Source organism: Amycolatopsis rifamycinica (assembly GCF_000695625.1).
GTDB lineage: Bacteria > Actinomycetota > Actinomycetes > Mycobacteriales > Pseudonocardiaceae > Amycolatopsis > Amycolatopsis rifamycinica.
Map to the genome: position 1 here is coordinate 78,687 of NZ_JMQI01000006.1, position 25,657 is coordinate 104,343.

General features: G+C 71.9%; 24 protein-coding genes. 13 read left to right on the forward strand and 11 right to left on the reverse strand.

The features are described 5' to 3' along the window. Positions 1–38: 38 nt before the first annotated feature. Positions 39–1,991 (forward strand): DUF3027 domain-containing protein, encoded by a 1,953-nt coding sequence (locus tag DV20_RS47160; RefSeq protein ID WP_084093300.1) that lies wholly within the window; start codon positions 39–41, stop codon positions 1,989–1,991. After that, a complete protein-coding gene (locus tag DV20_RS03580) occupies positions 1,988–4,795 on the forward strand; it encodes a sacsin N-terminal ATP-binding-like domain-containing protein (protein WP_043776396.1) in 2,808 nt (935 codons plus the stop codon). The genes DV20_RS47160 and DV20_RS03580 overlap by 4 nt, the downstream gene beginning before the upstream one ends. A 3-nt stretch (positions 4,796–4,798) precedes the next feature. Here the strand turns inward: DV20_RS03580 and DV20_RS03585 are convergent, their stop codons facing one another. Then, positions 4,799–5,026, reverse strand: a complete 228-nt coding sequence (locus tag DV20_RS03585) for a DUF2530 domain-containing protein (RefSeq protein ID WP_043776398.1) — start codon at positions 5,024–5,026, stop codon at positions 4,799–4,801. Positions 5,027–5,108: 82 nt separating this feature from the next. Here DV20_RS03585 and DV20_RS03590 point away from each other — a divergent pair, with 82 nt between their 5' ends. Beyond that, the gene (locus DV20_RS03590; protein ID WP_043776400.1) at positions 5,109–6,578 is read left to right on the forward strand and encodes an NCS2 family permease; all 1,470 of its coding nucleotides are present in this window, start codon (positions 5,109–5,111) and stop codon (positions 6,576–6,578) included. A 1-nt stretch (position 6,579) separates the two neighbouring features. Here DV20_RS03590 and DV20_RS03595 read toward each other — a convergent pair whose 3' ends face one another. After that, positions 6,580–7,143 (reverse strand): hypothetical protein, encoded by a 564-nt coding sequence (locus tag DV20_RS03595; protein ID WP_043776403.1) that lies wholly within the window; start codon positions 7,141–7,143, stop codon positions 6,580–6,582. 108 nt (positions 7,144–7,251) lie between these two features. Here DV20_RS03595 and DV20_RS03600 point away from each other — a divergent pair, with 108 nt between their 5' ends. Together DV20_RS03600 and DV20_RS03605 are read left to right on the forward strand one after the other, a co-directional pair. Then, entirely contained in the window at positions 7,252–7,683 is a 432-nt protein-coding gene (locus DV20_RS03600) for a MarR family winged helix-turn-helix transcriptional regulator (protein WP_043776405.1), read from the forward strand. Between the two features lie 113 nt (positions 7,684–7,796). Continuing rightward, the gene (locus DV20_RS03605; protein ID WP_043776407.1) at positions 7,797–9,053 is read left to right on the forward strand and encodes an MFS transporter; all 1,257 of its coding nucleotides are present in this window, start codon (positions 7,797–7,799) and stop codon (positions 9,051–9,053) included. A gap of 237 nt (positions 9,054–9,290) precedes the next feature. Here DV20_RS03605 and DV20_RS03610 read toward each other — a convergent pair whose 3' ends face one another. The 5 genes from DV20_RS03610 to DV20_RS03630 all read right to left on the reverse strand — a co-directional run bounded on the left by DV20_RS03610 (position 9,291) and on the right by DV20_RS03630 (position 13,908). Continuing rightward, positions 9,291–10,103: an arylamine N-acetyltransferase family protein gene (locus DV20_RS03610; RefSeq protein WP_043776482.1), complete on the reverse strand. Its 813-nt coding sequence runs from the start codon at positions 10,101–10,103 to the stop codon at positions 9,291–9,293. 102 nt (positions 10,104–10,205) lie between these two features. Further along, positions 10,206–10,829, reverse strand: coding sequence for a superoxide dismutase (locus DV20_RS03615; RefSeq protein WP_043776409.1), 624 nt, complete (start codon positions 10,827–10,829; stop codon positions 10,206–10,208). Between the two features lie 190 nt (positions 10,830–11,019). Continuing rightward, complete coding sequence (locus tag DV20_RS03620; protein ID WP_043776411.1) at positions 11,020–11,679, reverse strand: biliverdin-producing heme oxygenase; 660 nt, start codon at positions 11,677–11,679, stop codon at positions 11,020–11,022. Positions 11,680–11,752: 73 nt separating this feature from the next. After that, a complete protein-coding gene (locus DV20_RS03625) occupies positions 11,753–12,349 on the reverse strand; it encodes a TetR/AcrR family transcriptional regulator (protein ID WP_043776413.1) in 597 nt (198 codons plus the stop codon). Positions 12,350–12,408: 59 nt separating this feature from the next. After that, entirely contained in the window at positions 12,409–13,908 is a 1,500-nt protein-coding gene (locus DV20_RS03630) for a glutamate-cysteine ligase family protein (RefSeq protein ID WP_235190691.1), read from the reverse strand. A gap of 209 nt (positions 13,909–14,117) precedes the next feature. Between DV20_RS03630 and DV20_RS03635 the strand changes: the two genes are divergently transcribed. Together DV20_RS03635 and DV20_RS03640 are read left to right on the forward strand one after the other, a co-directional pair. Then, positions 14,118–14,924 carry a TrmH family RNA methyltransferase gene (locus DV20_RS03635; RefSeq protein ID WP_043776415.1) on the forward strand — a complete coding sequence of 269 codons (807 nt, stop codon included), beginning with the start codon at positions 14,118–14,120 and terminating at the stop codon, positions 14,922–14,924. 31 nt (positions 14,925–14,955) lie between these two features. Beyond that, complete coding sequence (locus DV20_RS03640; protein ID WP_043776416.1) at positions 14,956–15,567, forward strand: DUF2537 domain-containing protein; 612 nt, start codon at positions 14,956–14,958, stop codon at positions 15,565–15,567. Here DV20_RS03640 and DV20_RS03645 read toward each other — a convergent pair. After that, positions 15,564–16,988: a hypothetical protein gene (locus tag DV20_RS03645; RefSeq protein WP_043776417.1), complete on the reverse strand. Its 1,425-nt coding sequence runs from the start codon at positions 16,986–16,988 to the stop codon at positions 15,564–15,566. The genes DV20_RS03640 and DV20_RS03645 overlap by 4 nt on opposite strands. Positions 16,989–17,028: 40 nt before the next feature. Here DV20_RS03645 and DV20_RS03650 point away from each other — a divergent pair, with 40 nt between their 5' ends. Next, positions 17,029–17,379 (forward strand): MmcQ/YjbR family DNA-binding protein, encoded by a 351-nt coding sequence (locus DV20_RS03650; RefSeq protein ID WP_043776419.1) that lies wholly within the window; start codon positions 17,029–17,031, stop codon positions 17,377–17,379. On the opposite strand, the gene sepH is transcribed toward DV20_RS03650, so the two are convergent. The 3 genes from sepH to DV20_RS03665 form a co-directional block, all read right to left on the reverse strand. Next, a complete protein-coding gene (gene sepH / locus DV20_RS03655; RefSeq protein WP_043776422.1) occupies positions 17,376–18,221 on the reverse strand; it encodes a septation protein SepH in 846 nt (281 codons plus the stop codon). The two genes, DV20_RS03650 and sepH, sit on opposite strands and share 4 nt — an antisense overlap. Positions 18,222–18,413: 192 nt before the next feature. After that, entirely contained in the window at positions 18,414–19,562 is a 1,149-nt protein-coding gene (locus tag DV20_RS03660; protein ID WP_043776424.1) for a sensor histidine kinase, read from the reverse strand. Continuing rightward, positions 19,559–20,221, reverse strand: a complete 663-nt coding sequence (locus tag DV20_RS03665) for a response regulator transcription factor (RefSeq protein ID WP_043776426.1) — start codon at positions 20,219–20,221, stop codon at positions 19,559–19,561. The genes DV20_RS03660 and DV20_RS03665 overlap by 4 nt, the downstream gene beginning before the upstream one ends. A gap of 113 nt (positions 20,222–20,334) precedes the next feature. On the opposite strand from DV20_RS03665, the gene DV20_RS03670 reads away from it, so the two are divergent. The 5 genes from DV20_RS03670 (at position 20,335) to DV20_RS03690 (ending at position 25,647) form a co-directional block, all read left to right on the forward strand. Continuing rightward, positions 20,335–20,883: a hypothetical protein gene (locus DV20_RS03670; RefSeq protein WP_043776428.1), complete on the forward strand. Its 549-nt coding sequence runs from the start codon at positions 20,335–20,337 to the stop codon at positions 20,881–20,883. Further along, positions 20,880–21,974, forward strand: coding sequence for a peptidoglycan-binding protein (locus DV20_RS03675; RefSeq protein WP_200876345.1), 1,095 nt, complete (start codon positions 20,880–20,882; stop codon positions 21,972–21,974). Before DV20_RS03670 ends, DV20_RS03675 begins: the two co-directional genes overlap by 4 nt. Next, positions 21,971–22,657: an ABC transporter ATP-binding protein gene (locus tag DV20_RS03680; RefSeq protein WP_043776430.1), complete on the forward strand. Its 687-nt coding sequence runs from the start codon at positions 21,971–21,973 to the stop codon at positions 22,655–22,657. The genes DV20_RS03675 and DV20_RS03680 overlap by 4 nt, the downstream gene beginning before the upstream one ends. Beyond that, positions 22,654–23,859 (forward strand): ABC transporter permease, encoded by a 1,206-nt coding sequence (locus DV20_RS03685; RefSeq protein ID WP_043776432.1) that lies wholly within the window; start codon positions 22,654–22,656, stop codon positions 23,857–23,859. Before DV20_RS03680 ends, DV20_RS03685 begins: the two co-directional genes overlap by 4 nt. A 264-nt stretch (positions 23,860–24,123) precedes the next feature. Then, entirely contained in the window at positions 24,124–25,647 is a 1,524-nt protein-coding gene (locus tag DV20_RS03690) for an amidohydrolase family protein (RefSeq protein ID WP_043776484.1), read from the forward strand. Positions 25,648–25,657 lie beyond the last annotated feature (10 nt).

Sequence of the window (25,657 nt, forward strand, 5' to 3'; positions counted from 1 at the left end):
GCACGGGCGCCGCGGATGCGTGCGGCACAATTGGCCGCATGACTCTGCTGCTGACCCTGGACGACGGTTCCGTGCAGCGCAAACTCGCCGATGCGGTGGAGTTCGCGCGAGCTGCGGTGCTGGAGGACGCACCCGAGGAGCAGCTCGGCGGCCACGTGGGGGTCACCCGCGAGGACGCGGTCACGGCGAGTCACCTGTTCGAGGCCCAGGTCCCGGGCTACGGAGGCTGGCGCTGGTCGGTGACGGTCGCGGTGGCGGGCGAAGACGAGCCGGTGACGGTCAGCGAGGTCGTGCTGGTGCCCGGCCCCTCGGCGCTGGTGGCGCCGGCGTGGGTGCCCTGGGAGCGCCGCGTCCGCGCGGGCGACCTCGGAGTGGGCGACATCTTCCCGACGGCGGAGAACGACCCCCGCCTGGCCCCGGCGTACCTCCAGTCGGACGACCCGGCGGTGGAGGAGGTCGCCCGCGAGGTCGGCTTGGGCCGGGTCCACACGCTGTCCCGCTACGGCCGCACGGAGGCGGCGGCCCGCTGGCACGCGGGCGAGTTCGGTCCGCGGTCGGACATGGCCCGCAGCGCCCCGGACGTGTGCGGGACGTGCGGGTTCTTCGTGCCGCTGGCGGGCTCGTTGCGCGGGGTGTTCGGGGTGTGCAGCAACGACATCGCCCCGGCGGACGGCCACGTGGTGGACGTGGAGTACGGGTGCGGAGCGCACTCGGAGGTAGAGGTCGAGGTGACCAGCTCGATCCCGGTGGCCGAGCTGGTGTACGACGATTCGTTGCTGGACTTCGCCCCGGCGCCGGAGACGGAGGTCTCGGAGATCTCGGAGGTGTCGCCGGCTGAGGTGGCTTCGGCTGCGGTGGCTTCGGAGGTGACCGAGCCGGGTGAAGCGGCGGCTCCGGTCACGACCGAGCCGGCGGTTGGTGAGGTCGCGGAGCCGGAGGTCGAGGCGGCGGCGGTTGCCGAGCCGGCGACTGGTGAGGTTGCCGAGCCGGCGGTTGGGGAGGTTGCCGAGCCTGGGGCGGAGGCTGCGGCGGTTGCCGAGCCGGTGACCGGTGAGGTTGCCGAGCCGGGTGAGGTCGCGGCTTCTGTGGTCGCCGAGCCGGTGCGGGTTCCGGAGCCGGCGGCCTCGGAGCTGGCGGATTCGGTTCCGGCGCTGGCCGAGCCGACGGCAGCAGAGCCCGAGGCGGCAACCCTGGCGGCGGCCGATTCAGGGGCCGAGCAGGCCGAAGGTGCGGGTGCGCCGGCGGAAGCGCTCGAGGCGACTGGTGTCGGCGAACCGGTTGCGGCGCCCGAAGGGGTCGAGCCGGTCGAGGCATCGGTGGTCGCTGCGGGGGAGCCCGTGGCCCCGGAGGCGCCGGAGGTTGCCGAGCCGGTTGTGGCCGAGGTGCCGGAGCCCGCGGAAGCCGAGCCCACCCAGGCCGAGGTGACCGATGCGGCCGCGCTTCAGGCTCCCGAGCAGCACGAAACGACCGCCGACCCGGAGGCCGGCGAGATCCCGGCGGCTGCCGAGTCGGATGCGGCGGAGGTGGATCCCCTTCCGGTCGAGGTGGCCGATCTCGTTGCCGGGTCTCCTTCGGCCGGTCGCGAGGAATCGTCTTCGGCCGAGGCTGCTGAGCTGCAAGGTGCGGTTGTGCCGGAGTCTGCGGAGGCGGAGCCAGGCCAGGCCGAGGTGGCTGCTGAGCTGGAGGGGGCCGGGGTTTCCGAGCCCGCCGAGGCGGAGGCGGTTCAGGGCGAGCCGGTTGTAGCTGAGGTGCCGGAGTCTGCGGATGCGGAGGCGGCCCAGGGCGAGCCCGTTGTGGCAGAGGTGCCGGAGCCCGCCGAAGCCGAGCCGACCCAAGCCGAGGTGACCGATGCCGTCTCTGCTTCGGAGACTGCCGATGGCGCCGGGGCCCTCGAGACCGGGCAGGCCGGCTCCGGTGGCGATGTTCCTCCAGCCGCCGTTGGCGAGGGTGATGAAGCGCAAGCCCAGGTCGACGGCTCTTCCGAACGGTGATCGGCGCTACCCCTGAGCCGGGCGATCCGTTCGGGACCGCTCGGCTCCGCGAGGCCACCCTGCGCTCCTGGCGGGACTCGCCCACCCGGCTCACCGAGGACACCAACGTCGAACGCGACCTCCGCGTCGGCGCCTATCGGGATCGGCTCTTCGTCGAACTCGCGCAGAACGCCGCCGATGCCGCCATGGCCTCGGGGAAGCCCGGGCGGGTTCGGGTGGCTCTGGTGGACTCCGAACTCCGGTTCGCCAACACCGGCACTCCGCTCGACGCCCGGGGCGTTGCCTCGCTCGCCTCGCTGCGCGCGTCCGGCAAGACCGGGGGGACCGTCGGGCGGTTCGGCGTCGGGTTCGCCGCCGTGCGGACCGTCTGCGATGAACCTCGCGTTGTCTCCGTCACCGGTGGGGTTGCCTTCTCCGCCGAGCGCACCCGGCAAGCCGCCGGGATCGCGGGGGAGGTTCCCGTCCTGCGGCTTCCCTGGCCCGTTGCCGCCGATGTCCCCGCCGGCTTCGACACCGAAGTCCGGCTGCCGCTTCGGGACGGTGTCGATGGGCGCTCCCTTCTCGACGAGCTGGCCCGGGACGTCGCCGACCTGCTGCTTGCCCTGCGGTGGCTCGGGGAATTCGACGTCGAGGGTCGCGTTTGGACGCGCGAAGCCGATGGTGACGTCGTCCACATCCGGGGGCCCGAGAAGGAAACGCGCTGGCTGACGCACCGCGGTGACGTCGTCTGGGCCGTCCCGGTCGACGCCGACGGGGTGCCCCGGCCGCTCGAAGAGGACGTTCTGCACGCCCCGACGCCGACCGACGACGGGCTGTCGCTGCCCGCTCGGCTGCTCGCCTCCGTGCCGGTCGAACCGTCGCGACGTCGTGCGCTGCCCGGCCCCGAGCTGGCGGAAGCGCTTGAGGAAGCCGCGAAAGAGTACGTCGGACTTGTCCGGCTGCTGTCTCCCGAGCACCGGTTCGCGCTCGTTCCGACGCCCGGGTTTCCGAAGTCCACTGTAGACGCCACGTTGCGCGACGAGGTGTTGGAAGTACTTAGTGGACAGTCATGGCTGTCTACTGAGGACGGTGTTGAAGTGTCCGGTCGGCAGGCTCGGGTGCTCGACGTCGACGTGCCTGGACTGTCCACATTGCTCGCCGACCTTGTGCCGGGGTTGATCGAAGGGCCCGCGCAGGTCCTCAAAGCCGTTTCGGTGCAGGTGATCGGCATCGAAGAGGTGCTGGAAACGCTTACCGGCGTCACCCGTGATCCGGGCTGGTGGCGGGAGGTCTACGCGGCTCTGACGATCGCCGTCGAGTCGCACGTGCTTGCCGTGGAACGGCTGGACGGGCTTCCCGTTCCCCTGTCGGACGGCCGGACGCTGCCCGGTGCTCGTGGCTGCCTGCTCGTCGAAGGCTCGGCCGAACTTCTCGACCTGCTGTCCGATGTGGATATCCCGGGGCTGCGGCTGGTGCACCCCGCCGCGTCGCACCCGCTCCTGGAACGCCTGGGCGCCAAGCACGCCGACGCCCGTGAGCTGCTCAACGCCGATCAGCTGCGCGATGCCGTCGAGCGCAGCGTCGAGGACGTCCGCTCCGGATTGGACGGTACGACGCTCGCCGGCGCCGTGCTGCGGCTGATCGCCGACTGCGGAGACGACGCTCCGCGCTGGGTCGGTGCGCTCGCCCTGCCCGGCACCGAAACCTGGCGCCGCGCCGACGAACTCGTCCTCCCGGCTTCGCCGCTGCTCGACATCTTCGACGAGGAGGTCTTCGAGGAAGACGGCGCGATGGACGTCCTCGACGAGGACTTCGCCGGGGACTGGCCGCAAAGCACGCTCGAAGCCGCCGGTGTGCTCGACTCCTTCGCCGTGGTCGTCGACGACGATCCGCACGAGCCCGACCACGACCTGCCCGACGAAGAGGCCTGGTGGGATTCCCTGCCGCAGCCGCCGTCGACACTCGTCGCGATCCGGGACCTCGACCTCGTCGCCGACGACGCCTGGCCCGCCGCCCTGCGCCTGCTCGCGTCCCGGCCCGGGACCTGGCACGCCCTCCGCGCGCCGCAAGGGCACGCGGCTTGGTGGATCGCGCAGTACGCCCTGCTCGGCGGCGCCGCACCGAACGAGTGGCGCCTGCCGGACGCCGACCTCGCCGGGCTCTTCGACGAGGTCCCCGACGTCGGCCTGAACACCAACCTCCTCGAGATCGCCGGGGTGCGCACGGACCTGACTCTGTCCAGTGTGGACGAAGCCGACGACCTCCTCGCCCGGCTCGCCGACCCGGACCGCGTGGTTTCGCCCGGGCTGACCACGCGCGCCTACGACGCCGTCATCGAGTCCGGAGTGGAGCCGCGCGTGCCGCGGGCCGTCCGGGCCGCGGACGGGTCCGTTGTGGACGACGCGCTGGTCCTGGACGTCCCGTGGGTGGCCGGCGCACTGGAGCCCGACCAGTACGTGGTCGCCCCCGAGGACCCGGAGCGGCTGGCGGACCTGCTCGACCTGCCGCTCGCGAGCACCGAGGAGGCCGGGGTCGTCAGCGAAGGCGAGTACGCGCCCTGGGCCGAGCTCCCCGCGCTGAAGCTCGTCGCGGACCAGCTCGGCATCCGGCTCCCGGACGGCGGCGTCCTCGTGCACGACCCGCTCACCGTGCGCATCAAGGGCGCCGAACACGACGTCCCGTGGTGGTCCGACGACCGGCTGCACGCGGCCGACACGTCCGAGGGCCTGGCTCGCGCGTTCGCCTGGGCGGCCGGGCGCTGGCCCGACCGGCACCTGATCACGGCGCTGCTCGACGACCCCTCGCCGCGGACCCTCCTGGCCTGAGCGTCAGAGGCGCTGCGCCGACTTCGAGCCGCGGCGGGCGGCGGCGCGCTGCCAGGCGATGATCGCCAGGCCGACGAAGCCGAGCGCGAAACCGGACAGCGCCGTCTGCACCAGCAGCCCAGAAGTCGTGAAGAAGAGCACCACCAGCGCGACAGCCCAGATCGAGGTGCCTACGATCACCACCGGCGTCAGGTCGGTCAGCCTTTTGGGCAGCTCCGGCGTGGGCCGCAACGAGCCCGTAACCTCCGGTGGATTGATCGGTTCACTCACGAGGTGCAGGGTACTCCGCAGCAGCGAGAGAATGGGCAGGCGAATGGCGGAGCAGGAGACGACCCGCACCGGGACGTCCACACTGGACCGGTTCTTCAAGATCACCGAGCGGGGGTCGACCGTGTCGCGCGAACTGCGCGGCGGCCTGGTCACCTTCGTCACGATGGCCTACATCGTGGTGCTGAACCCGCTCATCATCGGCAGCTTCTCGGCCGACGACGCGGGCGCGCACAAGGACGTCCTCGGCGGCATCCTGCCGGTGCCGCAGGTCGCCGCGGTGACCGCGCTCGTCGCCGGCGTGCTGACCATCCTCATGGGCCTGATCGCGAACTACCCGTTCGCCATCGCGACCGGCCTGGGCATCAACAGCCTGGTCGCGGTCACCATCGCCCCGCAGATGACCTGGCCCGAGGCGATGGGCCTGGTCGTCATCGAGGGCGTGATCATCGTCCTGCTGGTGCTCACCGGGTTCCGCACCGCGGTGTTCCGCGCCGTGCCCGCCGCGCTGAAGTCGGCGATCGCCGTCGGCATCGGCGTGTTCATCTGCCTGATCGGCCTGGTCGACGCCGGGTTCGTGCGCCGGCTCCCGGACGCCGCGAACACCACCGTCCCGGTCGGCCTCGGCATCAACGGCTCGATCGCCTCCTGGCCGACCGCGGTGTTCGTCGTCGGCCTGCTCGTCACCGGCATCCTGGTCGTCCGCAAGGTCAAGGGCGCGATCCTGATCGGCGTGCTGACCTCGACCGTGCTGGCCATCGTCGTCGAGGCGATCGTCAACGCCGGGCCGTCGCGGGGCACGAACCCGAAGGGCTGGAACCTCGGCTACCCGGCGCTGCCGGACCAGGTCCTGGGCCTGCCGAACCTCTCGCTGGTCGGCGACGTCTCGTTCGGCGCCTGGACGCGGCTGCCGATCATCACCGTCTGCCTGCTGGTGTTCACGCTGGTCCTGGCCGACTTCTTCGACGCGATGGGCACCATGACCGGCCTCGCCAAGGAGGCCGACCTGCTCCCGGAGGACGGCCAGCTGCCCAACGTCGGCAAGGCGCTGTTCGTCGAGGGCCTCGCGGGCGCGGCCGGCGGCTTCGGCTCGGCCAGCTCGAACACGGTGTTCGTGGAGTCGGCGTCCGGTATCGCCGAGGGCGCGCGGACCGGGCTGGCGAACGTCGTCACCGGCGTGCTGTTCCTCGCCGCGATGTTCCTGACCCCGCTGTACCAGGTGGTGCCGGTCGAGGCGGCCGCCCCGGCGCTGGTCGTCGTCGGCGCGATGCTGATGTCGCAGGTCCGCGACATCGACTTCACCGATTACTCGATCGCGCTGCCGGCGTTCCTGACCATCGTCGTGATGCCGTTCACCTACTCGATCGCGAACGGCATCGGCGCCGGCTTCGTCAGCTACGTCGTCATCCGTGCGGCCACCGGCAAGGCCCGCCAGGTGCACCCGCTGATGTGGGTCATCGCGCTGGCCTTCGTGGCGTACTTCGCGGTCGGGCCGCTCCAGGCGGCGTTCCGCTGATTCAGCTCCTGATCTTCAGGGCTTCGTCGAGGACACCCCGGTTGCGCTCGAACTCGGCGACCGGGGCCTCGAACCGCACCGTCACCAAGGCGTCGCCGGCTCCGAGGCCGACCACGGTCACCCGCCGCGGCACGCCGTCGCGCGCGTAGGTGTAGTCCCATTCCGCGGCGTCGCGGTCGGCGATCGGGGCGTGCCCGACCACGGTGCCACCCTGGCCGCCGGCCACCGACCGGAGCCCGCCGAGGGCGTCCTCCTGGGTGATCGGCACCCGGTCGGTCTCGAGCAGAAGGTCGCCCTGGCGGTAGCTCGCGCGTTCCTTGTCGCGGCTCACGGCCCAGGACGACGGCACCGGGATCTCGATCGCCGAGCCGGGACCGGTCGCGTCCGAAAGCGGGTAGATCTCCAACGAGCCCCGGACGATCGCCGGAGCCGGAGCCGACGCCGGCGCCGGCGTCGGCGGTGGGGCGGCCGCCGGGGCGGGGTCGGACCCGCTCAGGAACTGCGCCGCCACGACCGCCAGGACCGCCGCGCCGACGACGGCCGAGCCCACCAGCTTCTTGTTCATCCGGCTCCCCCGTTTCTCGATCAGCAGGAAGACGCGCGGCCGTGTTCCCGGTTGTGGCTTGACGGAGATCACCCGTGTGGCCGGTGTTTCGTAAGGTATGCTAACTATATGTCCGGCGACACGCACGAACGCTCCTTGGCGAGCCGTCTGCGTCTCGCGGTGGTCCGGCTCAACCGCCGGCTGCGGGCACAGCGCATCGGGGACGACCTCACGCTGACGCAGGTCGCCGCGCTGTCCACCCTGCACAAGTGCGGTGCGCTGACCCCGGGTCAGCTCGCCGCGAAGGAAGGCGTCCAGCCACCTTCGATGACGAGGGTGATCGCCGCGCTCGAGGAGCTGGGGTTCGTCGAACGGCGCCCGCACCCGACCGATGGCAGGCAGGCCATCGTCGAACTGTCCGACAGCGGGCTGGCCTACGTGCACAAGGCCATCTCCGTGCGGGAGGCGTGGCTGGACCGGAAGTTGGCGGACCTCGGCGACGAAGAGCGCGAAGTGCTCTCCCAAGCCGCCGAAATCATAGACAGGATGGCGGGGAACTAACCACGGTGACGGCCACGGGTAGCGAAACGAAGCGTTCGACACAGACCACTGCTACCCGGGAGACGGCCTCACCGCCGTCCGCGTCACCGCCGTCCCCGTCCACGCGCCGCAGCATGTTCGCGTCGCTGCGCGTGCGCAACTACCGGCTGTTCTTCACCGGCCAGGTCATCTCGAACATCGGCACCTGGATGCAGCGCATCGCCCAGGACTGGCTGGTGTTCACCCTCAGCGGCAACAACCCGATCGCCCTCGGCATCGCCGTCGCGCTGCAGTTCACGCCGACGCTGTTCCTTTCCCTGTGGGCCGGCGTCCTCGCCGACCGCGTCGACAAGCGGCGGCTGCTCACCTGGATCCAGGTCGCGGCGTGTTCGCAGGCCGTGATCCTCGGCGTGCTCGACCTGAGCGGGATCGCCGCGCTGTGGCACGTCTACGTCCTGTGCTTCACGCTCGGTGTGACGGCGGCGCTGGAAGTGCCGACGCGGCAGTCGTTCGTCGCCGAGATGGTGGGCCGCGACCAGGTGGCCAACGCCGTCGCGCTGAACTCCTCGATCTTCAACATGGCGCGGATCGTCGGCCCGGCGATCGCCGGGTTCGCGATCACCTGGATCGGCACCGGCTGGCTGTTCATCGCGAACGCGCTCAGCACGGTCGCGGTGATCACCGGGCTGGTCCTGATGAACCCGGACAAGCTGTTCCGCGTCGCCGCGGTGCCGCGCGAGAAGGGTCAGCTGGCCGAGGGCCTGCGGTACGTGCGGCGCCGGTCGGACCTGATGACGGTGATGGTGCTCGTGCTGTTCGTCAGCACGTTCGGCATCACGTACTTCAGCTCGCTCCCGATCGTCGCGGCGAACGTGTTCCACACCGCGGCCGACGGCTACGGCCTGTTGTCGACGCTGGTCGCGGTCGGCACCTTCACCGGCGCGGTGATGTCCGCCCGGCGCGGCACCAAGGGGCGGCCGCGGGTCCGGCTGATGCTCGTGTCGGCGTTCTTCCTCGGCGTGTTCGAGCTGACCACGGCGTTCATGCCGACGTACCTGACGTTCGGCCTCGGCCTGATCCCGCTCGGCTTCGCCACGATGACGTTCCTCAACACGGCGAACGCGCTGGTGCAGACGTCGGTCAGCCCCGAAATGCGCGGCCGCGTGATGGGCCTCTATGTGCTGGTGCTCATCGGCGGCAACCCGATCGGCGGCCCGATGGTGGGGTGGATGGCGAACGAGTTCGGGGGGCGGTCTCCGTTCTACATCGGCGGCGCGGTTTCGGCGCTGGCCGCGGTGGTGTGCGCGGTCGTGCTGATCCGGCGAGGCGGGATTTCCTGGCCGGTGAAGCGCGGCCTGGGCCTGCGCGTGCTCAAGCGGACGAAGGTCTGACTGAAGGTATCGGTTCGTTTCCATGGCGTGACCGTATCGACGGGCACCGACAAAAACCGGCGGCTCGCGCCTCGATGTCCCCCGGAAGAGTGAGATCCGAGTCTCCGCGACCCACCTCTTGCCCTCGCAGATGAGGTTAGGCTAACCTCATACATGTCCGCTTCGTGGTGGGAGCGGCAGTCAGTTCGGGAACGGACGGAGCCCCGGACCTGGGAAAACCCCAGGCCGGGGCTTCGTTCACGTCAGGGCAGTGTCCGGCTGGGGCACGTCGTCAGTCAAGGGACTCTCGCCGGGTGGTACCGGCAGGCGCGTCAACGTCATCCCGAAGTACACGCGGTAGGCCGCCCGGATCGCCTCCGGAGTGGCCAGGCGGATCTCGTTCCGCACTCCGTCGACTGTCTCGATCAGCTTGCCGCCCGACAGCGTCACGCGGCCCTGTGACGTCAGGCGCGAGCACGTCAGCGACCGGGTGAAGTGGGACTCCGGGGACGTCGTCTGCCACCACGCCATCGGGACGAAGTCGGCCAGCGGGCGCGGGCGGCGCTCCAGGCGGTACTGCGGCTTGCCGTCCAGCAGGACGTCGAGGTCGCCGTGGGGAGCGTCCAGGACGAGGAACTCGCCGTCGGGGTCCCGCTGAGCCTCCACGGCCGACAGGTCCAGCGGGTGCCGGGCGAAGCGGCCGAAACCGACGTCCACCAGCCAGTCCGCCGAGTCCAGCGACACGACGATCGCCGCGTGGTCCAGCGGCGGGCCGAGCGTGCCGTCCGGGCGGAAGACCTGGGCCGCGTGCAGCGAAGCGTCGTAGCCCAGCGCGCGCAGGAGCGCCGCGAACAGCCCGTTCAGCTCGTAGCAGAACCCGCCTCGGCGGCGGTGCACGATCTTGCCGAACAACGCCTCCTCGTCCAGGACGACCGGTTCCCCGAGGTGGCTGCTCAGGTTCTCGAACGGCACCGCGGCCAGGTGGCGTTCCTGCAGGTGGCGCAGCGTCGCGAGGTCGGGCGCCGCCGGGCGGGCGACGCCGAGGCGGTCCAGGTACGCGTCGATGTCCATGCCGTCCACTGAAACACCTCGACCGTGCTCGAGGTCAAGGCGTTTTCGCCGGCGACGAAAAACGGGGCCCTCCGTGGTGGAGGACCCCGTTGCCGCAGAAGCTCAGCCGAGCAGCAGGCCGTTGCCGCCGGCGACCGCGTTGTCGAAGCGCTTGCTGATCTCGGCCCAGTTGAAGATGTTCCACAGGGCCTCGACGTACTTCGGCTTCACGTTCTTGTAGTCCAGGTAGAACGCGTGCTCCCAGACGTCGACCAGCAGGATCGGCGTGGTCGGCAGCACCAGGTTGTTGTGGTGGTCGCGCAGCTGCTGGGTGATCAGCGTCTTGCCGATCGGGTCCCAGGAGAGCGCGGCCCAGCCGTTGCCCTGGATGGTCGTCGCGACGGCGGTGAACTGCGCCTTGAACTTGTCGAAGGAGCCGAACGCCTCGTCGATCGCCGCGGCCAGCTCACCGGTCGGCTTGTCGCCGCCTTCCGGCGACAGGATCTTCCACCAGACGACGTGGTTGGCGTGCCCGGCCAGGTGGAAGGCGAGCGTGGTCTGCAGGCCGACGATGTCACCGAAGTTGCCGGCGTCGCGCGCTTCGGCGATCTTGTCGAGCGTGTCGTTCGCGCCCTTGACGTAGGTCGCGTGGTGCTTGCTGTGGTGCAGCTCGTTGATCTCGCCGGAGATGTGCGGCGCGAGGGCGCCGTAGTCGTAGTCGAGATCGGGCAGCTCGTAGCGGGCCATTGGCCCTCCTTCTGTCTTCGACACAAGTTTCCGGTACCGAACCTAGTAGCACACGCCCCTCCGCGGCGAGCGGGGGCATGTCGTGATCACCGCGTGGGATGACCGGCTCGCAGGTGGCGTACCCCGGAGGCGCACCACCCGAAACCGAGCCTGCAACTTGGACCTAACTGGAGGTCAACGCCCTGTGAGATCAGGCACGGAACTCGTCGAGCCGGGAAGCCAGTTCCTCGAACACCGCGACGTTGCACTCGAACGCCACCAGCGTCTCGTCGATCACGCGGGCGCGCTCGGCTTCGTCCCACGGTGCGTTGTCCAGCTTCGCGCGATAGGTGTCGCGGAAGCGAGGGGCGCTGGCGATGCCGTCGAAGTGGTAGAAGAGCGCGCCGGCCTCGGCGACGTCGTAGTTCTTCTCGAGCGTCCGCCGGATGACCTGGCCGCCGGCGATGTCGCCGAGGTAGCGCGTGTAGTGGTGGGCGACGTACCCGCCGGCCCACGTCGACGCCTCACGGATCCGGGCCACGTACTCGCGGGTGGAGGCGAGCGGGGAGATCGTCGAGCGCCAGCCGGGCCCGGCCAGGTGGGCGAGGTCGCGCTCGAGGTTCGGCAGCCGCCGCAGCTCGTCGAAGACGAACTCGCCGCCGACGGGGTCGCCGGCCATGGCGTCGCTCGCCGCCTCGATCGCGCCGTAGATGAAGTAGTACTGGATCGCCAGCTGGGTATAGCCGTCCTGGGTCAGTTCCCCGCCGAGCAGGGCGCGCATGTACGTCGAGTAGTTGGCCCGGTCGTGGACCTCGAGGGTCGACGCGCGCAGGGTCGCCGAGAACGGGCGGGCGTCCGTGGTCACCGACATGAGCAGGCCTCCCGGCGATCGATCTGACACGCTGTCAGAAAGATCGTAGGGCATGAATCGGACTTAGGCCACCCTAAACTGTCGCGCCGACCGCACGCAGGACGAACCGCACCGCCGCCTCGACGACGTCTTCCAGCTGGCCGGCCGGGCCTTCGACCAGCGTTCGGTTGCCCAGCGCCGCGGTGATCATCGGGATCAGGACGTCCGGGTCCTCGGCCGGCCAGCGGCCCAGGTCGACGCCGCCGGCGAGGATGGCGCGCAGGCGGTCGGTGATCGGGTCGGCGTGCGCGCTGATGCGCCGGTACGCCGCCGGGGCGAGCGCCGACGCGAGCGCCGTGCCCGGCGGCATGTGGTACTCGGCCAGCACGCGCAGCTGGAGCCGGACGAACGTGGCCAGCTGGTCGACCGGGTCGGCCTGGGCCTCGACCGCTTCGGTCAGCCGCGTGACGTACCGGGCCGCCTCGTCCTCGACGAAGGCGACCAGCAGGCTCTCCTTGTCGGGGAAGTGGTTGTACAGCGCTGTCCGGCCGACGCCGGCCGCCGACGCGACGCCGGCCAGGGTGATCGCGTCGAACCCGCGCTCGTAGAGCTGCGCGCGCAGGACGTCGAAGACCCGGGACCGCACCTCGCGCCGGTGCGCCTCCAGTGACTCACCGAGAATCTTCGGCATCCGCCCAGGCTAGCCGCAAGCGGCACTTTCACGTGAAAGTGCCGCTTTGTGCGGCGGAGTCAATCGGTGACGGACCAGGTGTGGACCGGTTCGCCGGCCTCCGAAAGTTCCAGGTAGCGCCCCAGCATCAGGCTGAGCGCCGCCTCGCGGTCCAGCCCGCGCTCCTGGGCGCGCAGGACGTAGTCACGCTGCCAGGTCGCCCCGGTCCGCCGCGCCAGGCACCGGCGCTCGATGATCCCGAGGTAGCGCTCGCGGGCTTCGTCGGAGACGTCGGAGCGGCGCAGGCCCTCGTGGGCGAGCGGCAGCAGCACGCGCAGCGCCAGCTCGTCCGGCGGGATCCAGCCGATGCCCGGCCAGTACAGCTGCCCGTCGAAGCCGCGCCGCGCGCCCGCGTAGAGGTTTTCCTCGGCGGCCTGGAACGACATCTGGCTCCACACCGGGCGTTCGGCCTCCGCCAGCGCGCGCTGGGCGCCGTAGAAGAAGGCCGCGTTGGCCACCGTGTCGACCACCGTCGGGCCGGCCGGCAGCACCCGGTTTTCCACGCGCAGGTGCGGCAGGCCGTCGACGACGTCGTACACCGGGCGGTTCCAGCGCCAGATCGTGCCGTTGTGCATGCGCAGCTCGGTGAGCTTCGGCGCCTGGCCCGCGTCGAGCGCTTCGATCGGGTCTTCGGCGTCGGTTTCCGGGAGCAGGCCGGGGAAGTAGCGGACGTTCTCCTCGAACAGGTCGAAGATCGACGTGATCCAGCGCTCGCCGAACCACACCCGCGGCCGCACGCCCTGGTTCTTCAGCTCCTCCGGCCGGGTGTCGGTCGCCTGCAGGAAGAGCGGGATCCGCGTCTCGTGCCAGAGCGCCTTGCCGAGCAGGAACGGCGAATTCGACGCGAGGGCGATCTGCAGCCCGGCCAGGCACTGCGCCGCGTTCCAGTGCGCGGCGAACTCCTCGGGCGCGACCTGCAGGTGCAGCTGCACGCTGGTGCACGCGGCCTCCGGCAGGATCGACTCCGCGTAGCTGCGCAGGCGTTCGGGCTGCTGGCCCGGCAGCGCCACGCCTTCCATGGCGAGCACCGTGCGTTCGCCGCGGGCGGCGAAGATCTGGTCGTTCAGCGTGGAGTACCGGATCTTGTTGGTGAGCCACTTCTGGTCGAAGTGCTCGTGCTTCAGCGTCGGCAGGATGCCGATCATCGCCAGCGACGAGCCGGTGTCACGCGCCTTCGTCGCCGCGATGTCGAGGTACGCGCGCAGGTCGTCTTCGAGCTGGAGCGCCGAATCGCCGGCCAGCGGCCGCGGCGGGACGTTCAGCTCGATGTTGTGCTGGCCCAGCTCGGTGGTGAACGACGGGTCGTCGAGCGCCTCCAGCACCGCGGTGTTCGTCATCGACGGGCGCAGCTCGCGGTCGACGAGGTTCAGTTCGACTTCGAGGCCGATGTTCTTGCGGGGGAACGAAAAACTGCCGTCGGTGAGCATGCGGGCCAGCGTGTCCAGGCAGCGCTGCACTTTGCGGCGGTACCGTCCTCGGTCCAGCGTGTTGAGCGGCTGAGCCTCGAGGTCCATCCCCATGACCATCCCTGCTTCGTGTCGGCGTGGACTAGGACGTGTTCAGGCCCCGGCGGACAACCGTTACACAGGCGATGCAGCCCGGCTAGCGGCCAAACTGGTGCTGTCCGTCACGGTCGGTTAACCCACTGCGGGGTAAGCCCGTTCGTACCACGATCCAGTGGACGTTCGGACCAGTGAAGCGCCCGGCAAGCGGGTGACAGACTGGGTGGATGGGCGTGATCCACATCGACCACTCCGGCGATCCCCGCGTCGACGATTTCCGCGACCTGTCCACTGCGGACCGTCGGCCCGACCGGCCCGGTGGCCGGGGGCTCGTCATCGCCGAGGGCACCGTCGTGGTGTCCCGGTTGCTGGCGTCCCGCTACCCGGTACGAGCCTTGCTGGGCGTCCAGCGGCGGTTCGCGGAGCTGGCCGGAGACCTGGCCGGGCTCGACGTGCCGCAGTACGTCGCCTCCGCCGAAACCATGGCCGACGTGGTCGGGTTCCACCTCAACCGCGGGATCCTGGCCGTCGCCGACCGGCCCGCGCCACTGACCGTCGCCGAAGTCGTCGGCGGCACCGGGCCGATCGCCGTGCTGGAAGGCGTCGGCGACCACGAGAACCTCGGCGCGCTCTTCCGCAACGCGGCCGCGCTCGGCGTCGGCGGCGTGCTGCTCGGCCCCGGCTGCTCCGACCCGCTGTACCGGCGCAGCGTGCGCGTGTCGATGGGCCACGTCCTGCGCGTGCCGTTCGGGCACCTGACGGACTGGCCGGGCGGGCTCGACGACCTGCGGGCGCGCGGGTTCGCCATCGCGGCGTTCACCCCGCGGCCGGGCTCGATCCCGTTGTCCACGCTGCGGGAGCACGCGCCCGGACGGGTGGCGTTGCTCTTCGGCGCCGAAGGCCCGGGACTGACCGAGACGGCGCTCGCGGCGGCTGATCATGCCGTCCGGATACCCATGCCGGCGGGAGTCGATTCACTGAACATCGCCACCGCTGCCGCCGTTGCCTTCTACGAACTGGCCCGGGGCGGCTAAAGTTCTGGTCTCCGAGGCGGGAAGGGGCACCATGGAGCTGCGGATCCGGGACGAGCGCGCCGTGCTGGCCGGCCCGGGCGGGGAGCACGCACGCGAAGTGGACCCGCACAAGCTCGCGATCGGCGCCGACCTGGCCCAGGCCCTGCACGAGTGGGCGCGCGTGGCGGCCGCGGTCACCGCCGACCCCGGTGCCGAGGCGGGCGCGGTGGTCTCGCAGCGTGGCCGTCAGCTGGCCGCCCGGCTGGCCGCGGTGATGGGCACGACGGTGCGGTTCGTGGACCCGGTGACCGGCGAAGACACGGTCGTCGAGCCGCCCCCGCCGTCCACCGAGCCCGGCCACCGGTTCGTCCGCGCGGTGCTCGGGCCGCCCGGCCCGCCCGGCGAGCCGACGCCGTGGCTGACCGGGCTGACGGTCTCGGCGTTCATCGCGGCCGTGGTCGTCGTGGCCATGCTGGCCCTGGCCTCGACGCTGGCCCGCGAGACCAGCGGCTGGCTGGCGCTGGCGGCTTCGGTGATCGTGACGGCCGGGATCACGCCGTCGCTGTGGCTGATCCGCCGCACCCCGATCCTGCGCTGGGCCGCCTACGGCGCGGCGGTCGGCGTCGTGATCGCGTGGATCGGCGTGCTGGTGATCGCTTTTTAGCGGAACCGGGCGTAGGTGACGAGCGTGCCCTGCGCCTGGGTCACCGTCCGGCTGCGGAAGGCGTAGCCGTGGAACGCGGCGATCTGCCGGACCAGTTCGGGGGAGACGCCGAACTGGCCGGAGAAGAAGGTCACGCCGGCACTGCCGTCGAACTCGCCGGCCAGCCAGCCGACGCGCACCGAGCGCGGGAAGATCCGGAGCACCCACATCAGCGGCGGCACCCCGATCACGGCGAGGAAGAAGCCGATCGCCACGATGCGGTCCTCGCCGGCCAGCAGCGCCGGGATGACACCGCCGCCGAGGCACAGCAGGACCCACACCGCCGGGGCGAGAAAACCGGTGTACGACATGCGGATCTTCCGCGCGGGGACCGCCGTTCCGCGTCGCAGCAGCAGGATCCGGTCGGTGCTGTCGGCGAACTCCGCGACCGGGCGCAGGCCCTCGCCGCTCGCGATTTCGGCGATGCGGGCCGTCGTCAGCCTGGCGTGCCGGACGCTCACCCACAGCTCGTCACGGCCCTCGAGGTGGTTGCGCAGCCACTGCTCGCGCTCCGGTGGGCCGGCGGGGACCTCGTAGGACGCCGCGATCCGCGGTGCCGGGGTGCCGAAAACCAGGCCGGGACGGGTTTTCCGGAACAACAGGTCCTTGCTGCCGGTGCCGGGGTACGGGCCGGCGTGGAAGTAGCCGTAGAGCGAAGCGACTTCGCCGAGCAGCTCGGTGGACAGCGACGGCGGAGGCGACACGATCGCCTGCGGGCGGCCGTCGAACGGCTCGTCCAGCCACGGCAGGTGCGGCGACCGGCCGGCGACCGCGCGGACCGGCACCAGCACCGCGACCGGGAGGAGGACGGCGGCGAGGAGCAGCGGGACCAGCCACTGCGACCCGGCCGCGAACCAGGCGACCGCGGTGATCCCGGCCAGGCTGACGACCAGGGCCAGGCCGGGGACCACGCCCGGGGCGAGCCCGCGGGGCGCCGTGCGGGGACGCAGCTCTTCGTCGGGCAGCCCGGCCCGGCGCAGCAGCAGGAGCCGGTCGGTCGCGTCGGCGGCTTCGGCGACCACGGTCATTCCGGCCGCCACCGCGGCCTCGACGATGTCGTCGCGCCCGAGCCGCAGCCTCCGCGAGCTGGCCCAGAACTGCTCCTGTTCGCCGAGCAGCTTCGCGAGCCGCCGCCGGTCGGCGTCCGTGCCCGGGCCGTGGTCGAACGGCGGCGGGAAGTGCTCCGGCGCGAATTCGAACCGCAGGGCGTCCGCCCGGTCCGGTGCGGTTTCGCGGTACCGGCGCCAGTGCGCGGCCTGCCGGACGGTCGCCGGATCCAGGCCCCACTGCGCGGGCACCACCTCGACGACGGACGCGCCGCCGAACGCCCGGTACCTCAGCTCGCCGAAGCGGACGAGCCACGCCCGATGGTCACGCTGCATGATCGTTCCCTCCCCCAACGTCACATCGTAACCTGGCGGGATGGAGCAGCTGGACGCGTTGCGGGAGTTGTGCCTGGCCCTGCCGGAGACGACCGAGCGCCTCAGCCACGGCGAGCCGACGTGGTTCGTGCGCGGCAAGAAGACGTTCGTGATGTTCGCCGACCACCACCACGACGACGTGCTCGCGTTCTGGTGCCCGGCGCCGCCCGGGGTGCAGGAGGAACTGGTGCGCACCGAGCCGGAGCGGTTCTTCCGGCCGCCGTACGTCGGGCACCGCGGCTGGCTCGGGGTGCGGCTGGACGTCGATGTCGACTGGGCGGAGATCGACCGGATCGTGCGCGAGGCCTACCGGCTGGTGGCGCCGAAGGCACTCGCCGCGCGGCTGGATTAGCCGCGCTGCGAGCGGACCCCGAGCAGCACGTCCTCCCAGGACGGCACGATCGGGTGGTTCTTCTTCGCCTTCGGCCGTGGCTCCGGCACCGTCGCGTCCTCGTCCGGATCCACCGGGACGCGCGGGATCTCACGGGTGTCGTCGTCCGGGTCCGGCTCGGCCGACGGCAGCTGGGCGCGCTCCGGCTCGGCCGAATCCAGCGTCGGCTGGAACTCCGTCTCGCGGGCCGGCTCGAGGGCGCGGACCGTGCGCGGCGCGCGGTAGGCGTTCGGGTCCAGCAGGACCTCGGCGTTCTCGTCCAGCGCCGTCACCGTGCCACCGTGCGCGCCCGGGGAGAACGCCCAGTGCGCGCGGTTGTCCGACCGCCCGGCCTTCCAGCGGAGCACGACGACCCAGCGGCCGTCGTCGCCCTTCCAGGAGTCCCAGGTGGCCTGCGAGTAGTCGTGGCCGCGAACGCCGAAGCTGTACGCGACGACCTCCCCGAGCGTCTGCACGTCGGGGCCGTCTTCGCGGACGGGGTGGGCGCTCTGCGCGAGCTCGGCGGTGCGCGACCGCTCGAGCAGGACCGGGTAGGCGTAGCGCTCGACGCGCTGCGTCGAGACACCGGCGCTCGCGGCGACCTGCTCGACGGACTCGCCGGCCCGGATGCGCTGCTGGATCTCGCGTGGCCGCATCTGGCTCTCCAACTCGATTTCGATCTGGCCGAGGCGGGCGATGTCACCCCGCGCCGCCGCGCGCAGTCGCTCATCAGCCGGGAGCAGGAAACGAGTACGGCTCGCCGGGTCTTCGAGCACGATGGACTTCCCGTCCTCGTGCAGTCCGACCACTCGCAGCGCCCGCATTGTTCTCGCCTCCCCGATCTTCTTCACCGTGGTGGGTACCCACGTTAGAACGGCGCGTCGGCTTGACGTGCGAGGCGCGCCGAGTCCGCACCGAACTGCCCACTGTTCATATCGCGTCCCTCGCATCGTTGCCCAGCCGGTTCAGCGGCAAAGGGGTGACACGCCGGACACGCAAAGTCACGATCGAGTGGATCAAGCCGGGGGCAGGCGGACAGTCACGGTGAGGCCGCCGCGCCGGCCGGGCTGGGCTTCCGCGTGGCCGCCGTGGGCCTGGGTGACCGAGCGGACGATCGACAACCCCAGCCCCGCGTTGCGCGTGTCGCCGGTCCGCTCCGCGCCGCCCAGCCGCCGGAACGGCTCGAACAGCGTCGGCACCGCCTCGGGCGGCACCGCCGGCCCCGAGTTCCGCACCTCCAGCGCCGGGTCCCCGCGCACCTCGACGTACACCCAGCCGCCGGATGCGTTGTACGTGATCGCGTTGACCACCAGGTTCGTCACCAGCCGCTCCAGCAGGACCGGGTCGCCCGCCACCGTCCGGGGCCGCAGGCGGGTCTCGATCGTCACCCCGGCCGCGGCCGCCGAAGCCGCCGTCGCCCGGACGACCGACGCGGTGATCTCGTCCAGCCGGACCGGCGTGCGCGCGTGCAGGCCGCGGTCGCTGCGGGCCAGGACCAGCAAGCCCTCGATCATGCGCTCGCTGCGCTCGTTGGTGTGGAGCAGGTGCGTGCCGAGCTTCTTCAGCTCCGCGGGGACGTCGGGGTCGGCCATCGCCACCTCGATCAGCGTCCGCTGTACCGCCAGGGGCGTCCTGAGCTCGTGGGACGCGTTCGCGACGAACCGCTTCTGGCTGTCGAACGACTCCGCGAGCCGGTCGAGCATGCCGTCGAACGTGTCCGCCAGCTCCTTCAGCTCGTCCGGCGGCCCTTCGAGGTTGATCCGCCGGTCGAGCTTGCCCGCCTCCAGCCGTCGCGCCGCCGAGGTGATGTCGTGCAGCGGCCGCAGCGCCCGGTCCGCCATCAGCCAGCCGAACAGCACGGCCAGCGCCGCCGTCGCCACCAGCGCGACCGCCGAGCCGACGAGCAGGGTGGACAGCGTGGACGAGCGGTACTCGTCCAGCGATCCGCTGACCAGCCGCACCGCCGGCGCGGGTGACAAGGCGTCCGGCCGCTGGGCGACCCCGAACGCCACGTCACCGGCGACCGCCGTCGAGGCGAACCGGGCCGGGTCCGGCAGCGTGCTCTGCACCAGCAGGTAGTTGATCACGACCAGGACCAGCCCCGCGACCAAGAAGAGCGCGCCGTACCAGGCCGTCAGCTTCGTCCGGACGGACAGGCCGTTCACGGCGTGCCGAACCGGTAGCCGGCGCCGGGCACGGTCTCGATCACCGGCGGGTCGCCCAGCTTGCGCCGCAACGTCATCACCGCCACGCGCACCGCGTTGGTGAACGGGTCCGCGTGCTCGTCCCACGCCTTCTCCAGCAGGTCCTCCGCGCTGACGACCGTGCCCTCGGCCCGCATGAGCACCTCCAGCACGGCGAACTCCTTCGGGGAGAGCAGCAGGAACCGGCCGTCGCGGGCGGCTTGGTGCCGCGGCAGGTCGAGGACGACGCCGTCGCGTTCCAGCACCGGCGGCAACGCCGGCCGGGCGCGCCGCGACAGCGCCTGCACCCGGGCGACCAGCTCGGCGAACGCGAACGGCTTCGTCAGGTAGTCGTCGGCGCCGAGGCCGAGGCCGGCGACCCGGTCGGTGACGTCGGCGGCCGCGGTCAGCATCAGCACCCGGGCCTCGCCGCCCGCACGGACCACGGCGGCGCAGACCTCGTCGCCGTGCACCTTCGGCAGGTCGCGGTCGAGGACCACGACGTCGTAGCCGTGCACGCCGACGCGTTCCAAGGCCTGCTCGCCGTCGTAGCAGACGTCGACGGCCATCGAGAAGCGCCGCAGCCCCTCCGCGACCGAGTCGGCCAGCAGCCGCTCGTCCTCCACCACCAGCACGCGCACCCGCCCAGTCTGCGCAGGCGGGCCATAAGGACCGCATAAGCGACGTCGCTTAGCGCGCCCGAATCCCCCGATCCGTAGACCTGGTCCGCATCCGGACGAAAGGAATGCGAGCCATGCGGACACGGATAGCCGTCGCGGCGCTCGGGACGGCCCTGCTGCTCGGGGGCTGCGGGGCGAAGGCCGACGACGGATCGAAGGTCGCCTCGATCTCGACGCCCCCGAAGACAGGTGGCCCCGCCGCGGCCGACAACAGCGGCAAGAGCGACTTGGACAAGATGCGCGAGTTCGCCAAGTGCATGCGCGAGCACGGCGTCGACATGCCCGACCCGAAGCCGGCCGGCGACGGCAAGGGCGGCATGATCGCCGTCGGCCCCGGCGAGGGGGGCGACGTCGACCGCTCGAAGGCCGAGGCCGCGCACAACGCGTGCAAGACCTTCCTCCCCAACGGCGGCGAGATGAAGCCGCCGAGCGCCGAAGAGCTCGACAAGATGCGCAAGGACGCCAAGTGCATGCGCGAGCACGGCGTCGACATGCCCGACCCCGACCCGAGCGGCAAGAACACCATGCGGATCGGCGGGCCGGGCGACGACCCGAAGAAGTTCGAGGAAGCCGCGAAGGCGTGCGGGCTCGGCATGAGCGTCCGCGCCGAGGCGGCCAAGTGAACGACGTGACCCACCTGAAGCCCCGCCGCCGCGGCCGGGCCCGCTGGCTGATCGCCGCCGCGGTCGTCGTCGTGGTGCTGGGCACCGGCTCCGTCGTGATCCTGACGCGGGTGTCGAGCGCGACGCCCGTGAAGGAGGCCGCGCCGCCCGCGGCCGAGACGGCGGAGGTGGTGCAGACCGACCTGAGCGAAGAAGAGGAGGCCGACGGCACCCTCGGCTACGGCGACGAGTCGGTCGTCGCCGGCCGCAAGCCGGGCACGATCACGTCGCTGCCGGACGCCGGCGCCACCCTGACCCGGTGCCAGGCGGTGTACGGGGTGGACGCGAAACCGGTGCCGCTGTTCTACGGCACCTTGCCGTTCTACCGCGACCTCGCCGCGGGCGTGGACGACGGCGCCGACGTCAAGCAACTGGAGGAGAACCTCAAGGCGTGCGGCTTCGGCGGGTTCGGTACGCCGGACAAGAAGTTCACCTCGGCGACGGCGGCCGCGCTGAAGAAGTGGCAGAAGTCCCTCGGCCTGGAGCAGACCGGCACGTTCGGGCAGGGCGACGTCGTGCTGGCGGCGGGCGAGCTGCGCGTGTCCGCACTGGCCGCCAAGCCCGGCTCGCCCGCGCAGGGCGAGGTGCTCAAGACGACCGGCACCGTCCGGTCGGTGCAGGTGAAGCTCGACGCGGCCAAACAGGGCCTCGCCCAGCAGGGCGCGAAGACGTCCGTGACGATCAACGGGAAGACGACGCCGGGCACGATCACCGACGTCGGGCGGACCGCGGTCGAAGGCAAGGACGCGGCGGGCCAGGACGACGGCAAGCCGAAGATCACCGTGACCGTCCGGCTCGACGACCCGGCCGCCGGCGGCGGCCTCGACTCGGCGCCGGCCACCGTCCGGTTCACCAAGGACGTCCGGAAGGGCGTGCTCGCGGTTCCGGTCGGCGCGCTGCTGGCGCTCGCCGAAGGCGGGTACGCGGTCGAGGTCGACGAGAACGGCCGACGACGGCTGGTCGCCGTCCGAACCGGACTGTTCAGCGGTGGGAAGGTCGAGGTCTCCGGCACCGGGCTGAGCGCGGGCATGCGGGTGGTGACGACGTCGTGACGCCCGTGCTGCGCGTGCACGAGGTGACGCGCACCTACCCCGGCGGGGTCGCCGCGCTCGACGGCGTCTCGCTCTCGCTGGACGACGGCGAGATGGTGGCGATCGTCGGGCCGTCCGGCTCCGGCAAGTCCACCCTGCTGCACCTGATGGGCACGCTGGACCGGCCGTCGTCGGGCCGGGTCGAGCTGCGCGGTCACGACGTCGCCGCGCTGCCCGACCGCAAGGTCTCGGCGCTGCGCTCGCGCTGGATCGGGTTCGTGTTCCAGCAGTTCTTCCTCGACGAAGGGATGAGTGCGGTGGACAACGTGTGCACCGGCCTGCTCTACGCCGGTGTCCCGCGGCGGCAGCGGCGCGCGCGGGCACTGGCGGCGCTCGACCGCGTCAAGCTCGGGCACCGGGCGTGGCACCGCCCCGGCGAGCTGTCCGGCGGGGAACGCCAGCGCGTCGCGATCGCCAGGGCCGTGGTGAACGACCCGGCCATCCTGCTGGCCGACGAGCCGACCGGCAACCTCGACACCGGCACCGGTGCCTCGGTGCTGTCGCTGCTCGGCGAGCTGTCGGCGGACGGCACCACGATCGTCGTGATCACCCACGACCGCGAGATCGCCGCGGGCATGCCGCGGCGGATCGAGCTGCTCGACGGGCACCTGCGGCTCGACACCGGTCTGGTGGGTGCGCGATGACGCTGGTGACGCTGCCGGAACCGGCCCGGCTGAAGCCCCCGGACGTCGTCGCGCTCGGGGCCCACGGCATGCGGACGCGGCCGGTGCGCGCCGTGCTGTCCGCGCTGGGCATCGCGATCGGCGTCGCCGCGATGGTGGCCGTGCTGGCGATCCCGGCGTCGGGCGCGCGGGCCCTGCACGACCGGCTGGCCGCGCTCGGGCCCAACCTGCTCACCGCGGGGCCGGGCCAGACGCTCTTCGGCGACAACGCGACGCTGCCGGACGACGCGGTGGCGATGGCGCGCCGGATCGGGCCGGTGCGGGCGGCGGCGGGCACGGGGACGACGTCGGCGAGCGTGCGCCGCAGCGACAAGATCGCGCCGAACGACACGTCCGGGCTCGCGGTGTACGCGGCGCGGCCGGACCTGCTCGGGGTGCTGGGCGGCAAGGTCCGGGCCGGGGCGTTCCTGGCGGCGGGGAACCAGGACTACCCGGTGACGGTGCTGGGTTCGCAGGCCGCGGCCCGGCTCGGCGTCGACCACATCGACCCGGCTCGGCCGCCGCAGGTGCTGATCGGGACGCAATGGTTCACCGTGGTGGGCATCCTCGCGCCGATGCCGCTGGCGCCGGAGATCGAGCGTTCGGCGCTGGTCGGCTGGGACGTGGCGAAGCGGCTGCTCGGCTTCGACGGGCATCCGTCCACGGTGTACGTCCGGGCGGAGGAGTCCGAAGTGGACGGTGTGCGGTCGGTGCTGGCCGCGACGCTGAACCCGCAGGCGCCGAACGAGGTCGAGGTCCGGCGGCCGTCGGACGCGCTGGCGGCGCAGAAGCTGACGGACACGACGTACAGCGCGCTGTTCCTCGGGCTCGGCGGCGTGGCGCTGCTGGTCGGCGGGGTCGGGGTGGCGAACACGATGGTGATTTCGGTGCTGGAGCGGCGGCGTGAGATCGGGTTGCGCCGGGCGCTGGGGGCGACGAAGCGGCAAATTCGCGGGCAGTTCCTGGCGGAGTCGGTGCTGCTGTCCGGGCTCGGCGGGCTGGCGGGCGTGCTGGCCGGGGTGCTCGTGACGGCGGGGTACGCGCTGAGCCAGGGGTGGCCCGCGGTGCTGCCGGCGGCGGCGCTGGCGGGCGGCGTCGGCGTCGCGGCACTGGTGGGCGCGGTGGCCGGGGCGTACCCGGCCGTGCGAGCGGCCCGCCTGGCCCCCACCCGCGCCCTCGCCTGACCGAAGTGGCACTTTCACGTGAAAGTGACCCGGAGCCCATACTCCGGAACACTTTCACGTGAAAGTGACCCGGAGCCCACACTCCGAAACACTTTCACGTGAAAGTGACCTGGAGTCCGGGCTCCGGAACGGCGGTTTCGCGGGGTGCACGGATGGCGGGTGCCGAGTTACTGCTCACCCGGTATCCAGCACGTTGGAAGATTCCCCACCTCCGCGGGGAGGTGTTGGATGGGCGGGAGGGAGCCGATCGAAGGGTGGGGCCGCGTGCGAGTCGAGGCGAACAGGCGTGAATTCCTGCGGTGGCTCACAACAGCGGGTGCCGGCCTGGCCGCCGCCGGGGTGGCGCCCGCCCTCTTCGCGCAGGAGGCCGCCGCGGCCGGGACCGGCGTCGTGGTCGTCTCCGGGGTGACCGTGGTCGACGGCACCGACCACCCCGCGCGGCCGAACTCCGCCGTCGTGCTCGTCGGGGACCGGATCGCCTGGGTCGGGCCCGTCGCCGACCTGCCGCGGTGCGGGGGTGCCCGGGTCGTCGACGGCCGCGGCCGCTTCCTCGTGCCCGGCCTGTGGGACATGCACGCCCACGGCATCGACTACGAGGACATCTGGCCGCCGCTGTTCCTGGCCAACGGCGTCACCGGCATCCGGGAAATGCAGGGCTACGACGAAAACCGCGCCACCCGCGACAAGATCGCCCGCGGCGAGCTGCTCGCCCCGCGGGTCGTGCTGGCCAGCTCGATCATCGACGGCCCGGTGTCCCTGCTCGGCCCGCCGGTCACCAAGGTCGCGAACGCCGAGGAGGCGCGGGCGGCGGTCCGGACCGCGGTCGCGCAGCGGTCGGACTTCGTCAAGGTGTACTTCTACCTGCCGAAGGACGCCTTCGCCGCGATCGCCGACGAATGCCGGCGCCACGGCCTGCCGTTCGCCGGGCACTGGCCCTACCGGCTCCGCCCGCTCGACGCCGCCCGGGCCGGGCAGCGCAGTTTCGAGCACAACTTCGGGCTGTCGATCGCCACGTCGAGCCGCCGCGACGAGTTCTTCGCCCGCCTCGACGCGACGCCGTTCGACCCGAAGGCCCCGCGCGACTTCTTCAACCTCGCCCGCGAACTCGACCGGGAGGCCGCGCAGGCGTACGACCCGGTCGCGGCGGCCCGGCACTTCGCCGGCCTCAACGCCTGCGGCAGCTGGCTCAGCCCCACCTTCGCGGTCAACCGGGTCATTTCCCGGCCCGCCGGCGCGTTCGCGCAGGACCCCCGGAACAAGTACGTCCCGCAGGAGGTCCTCGACCTCTGGGCCGACCGGCTGACGCTGTTCACGCCCGTCACGCCCGAGCAGATCGACCAGCAGGAGCGCTACTTCCAGGCGCAGCTGCGGCTCACCGGGGAGGCGCACCGCGCCGGGGTCGGCATCCTCGGCGGGACCGACTGCCAGAACCCGTACGTCTACCCGGGGTTCAGCCTGCACGACGAGCTCGACTTCCTCGTCGAGGCCGGCCTGAGCCCGCGCCGGGCGCTGCAGTCGGTGACCCGGGACGCGGCCGCGTTCCTCGGCCGGGCCGGCACGGCCGGGACGATCACCCCCGGCAAGGTCGCCGACCTGGTGCTGCTCGACGCCGACCCGCTCGCCGACATCCGCGCGGTCCGGCGGATCGACACCGTCGTCACCGGCGGCCGCGTCCTCGGCCGGGCCGCGCTCGACAAGCTGCTGGCCGACGCCGAAGCCGCCGCGAACCGGCCGGCCGCGGGGGCGAACGCCAGGTCAGTGCGCTTGCCGGTGCACGGCTGCTGCTGAGCGCCCGGTA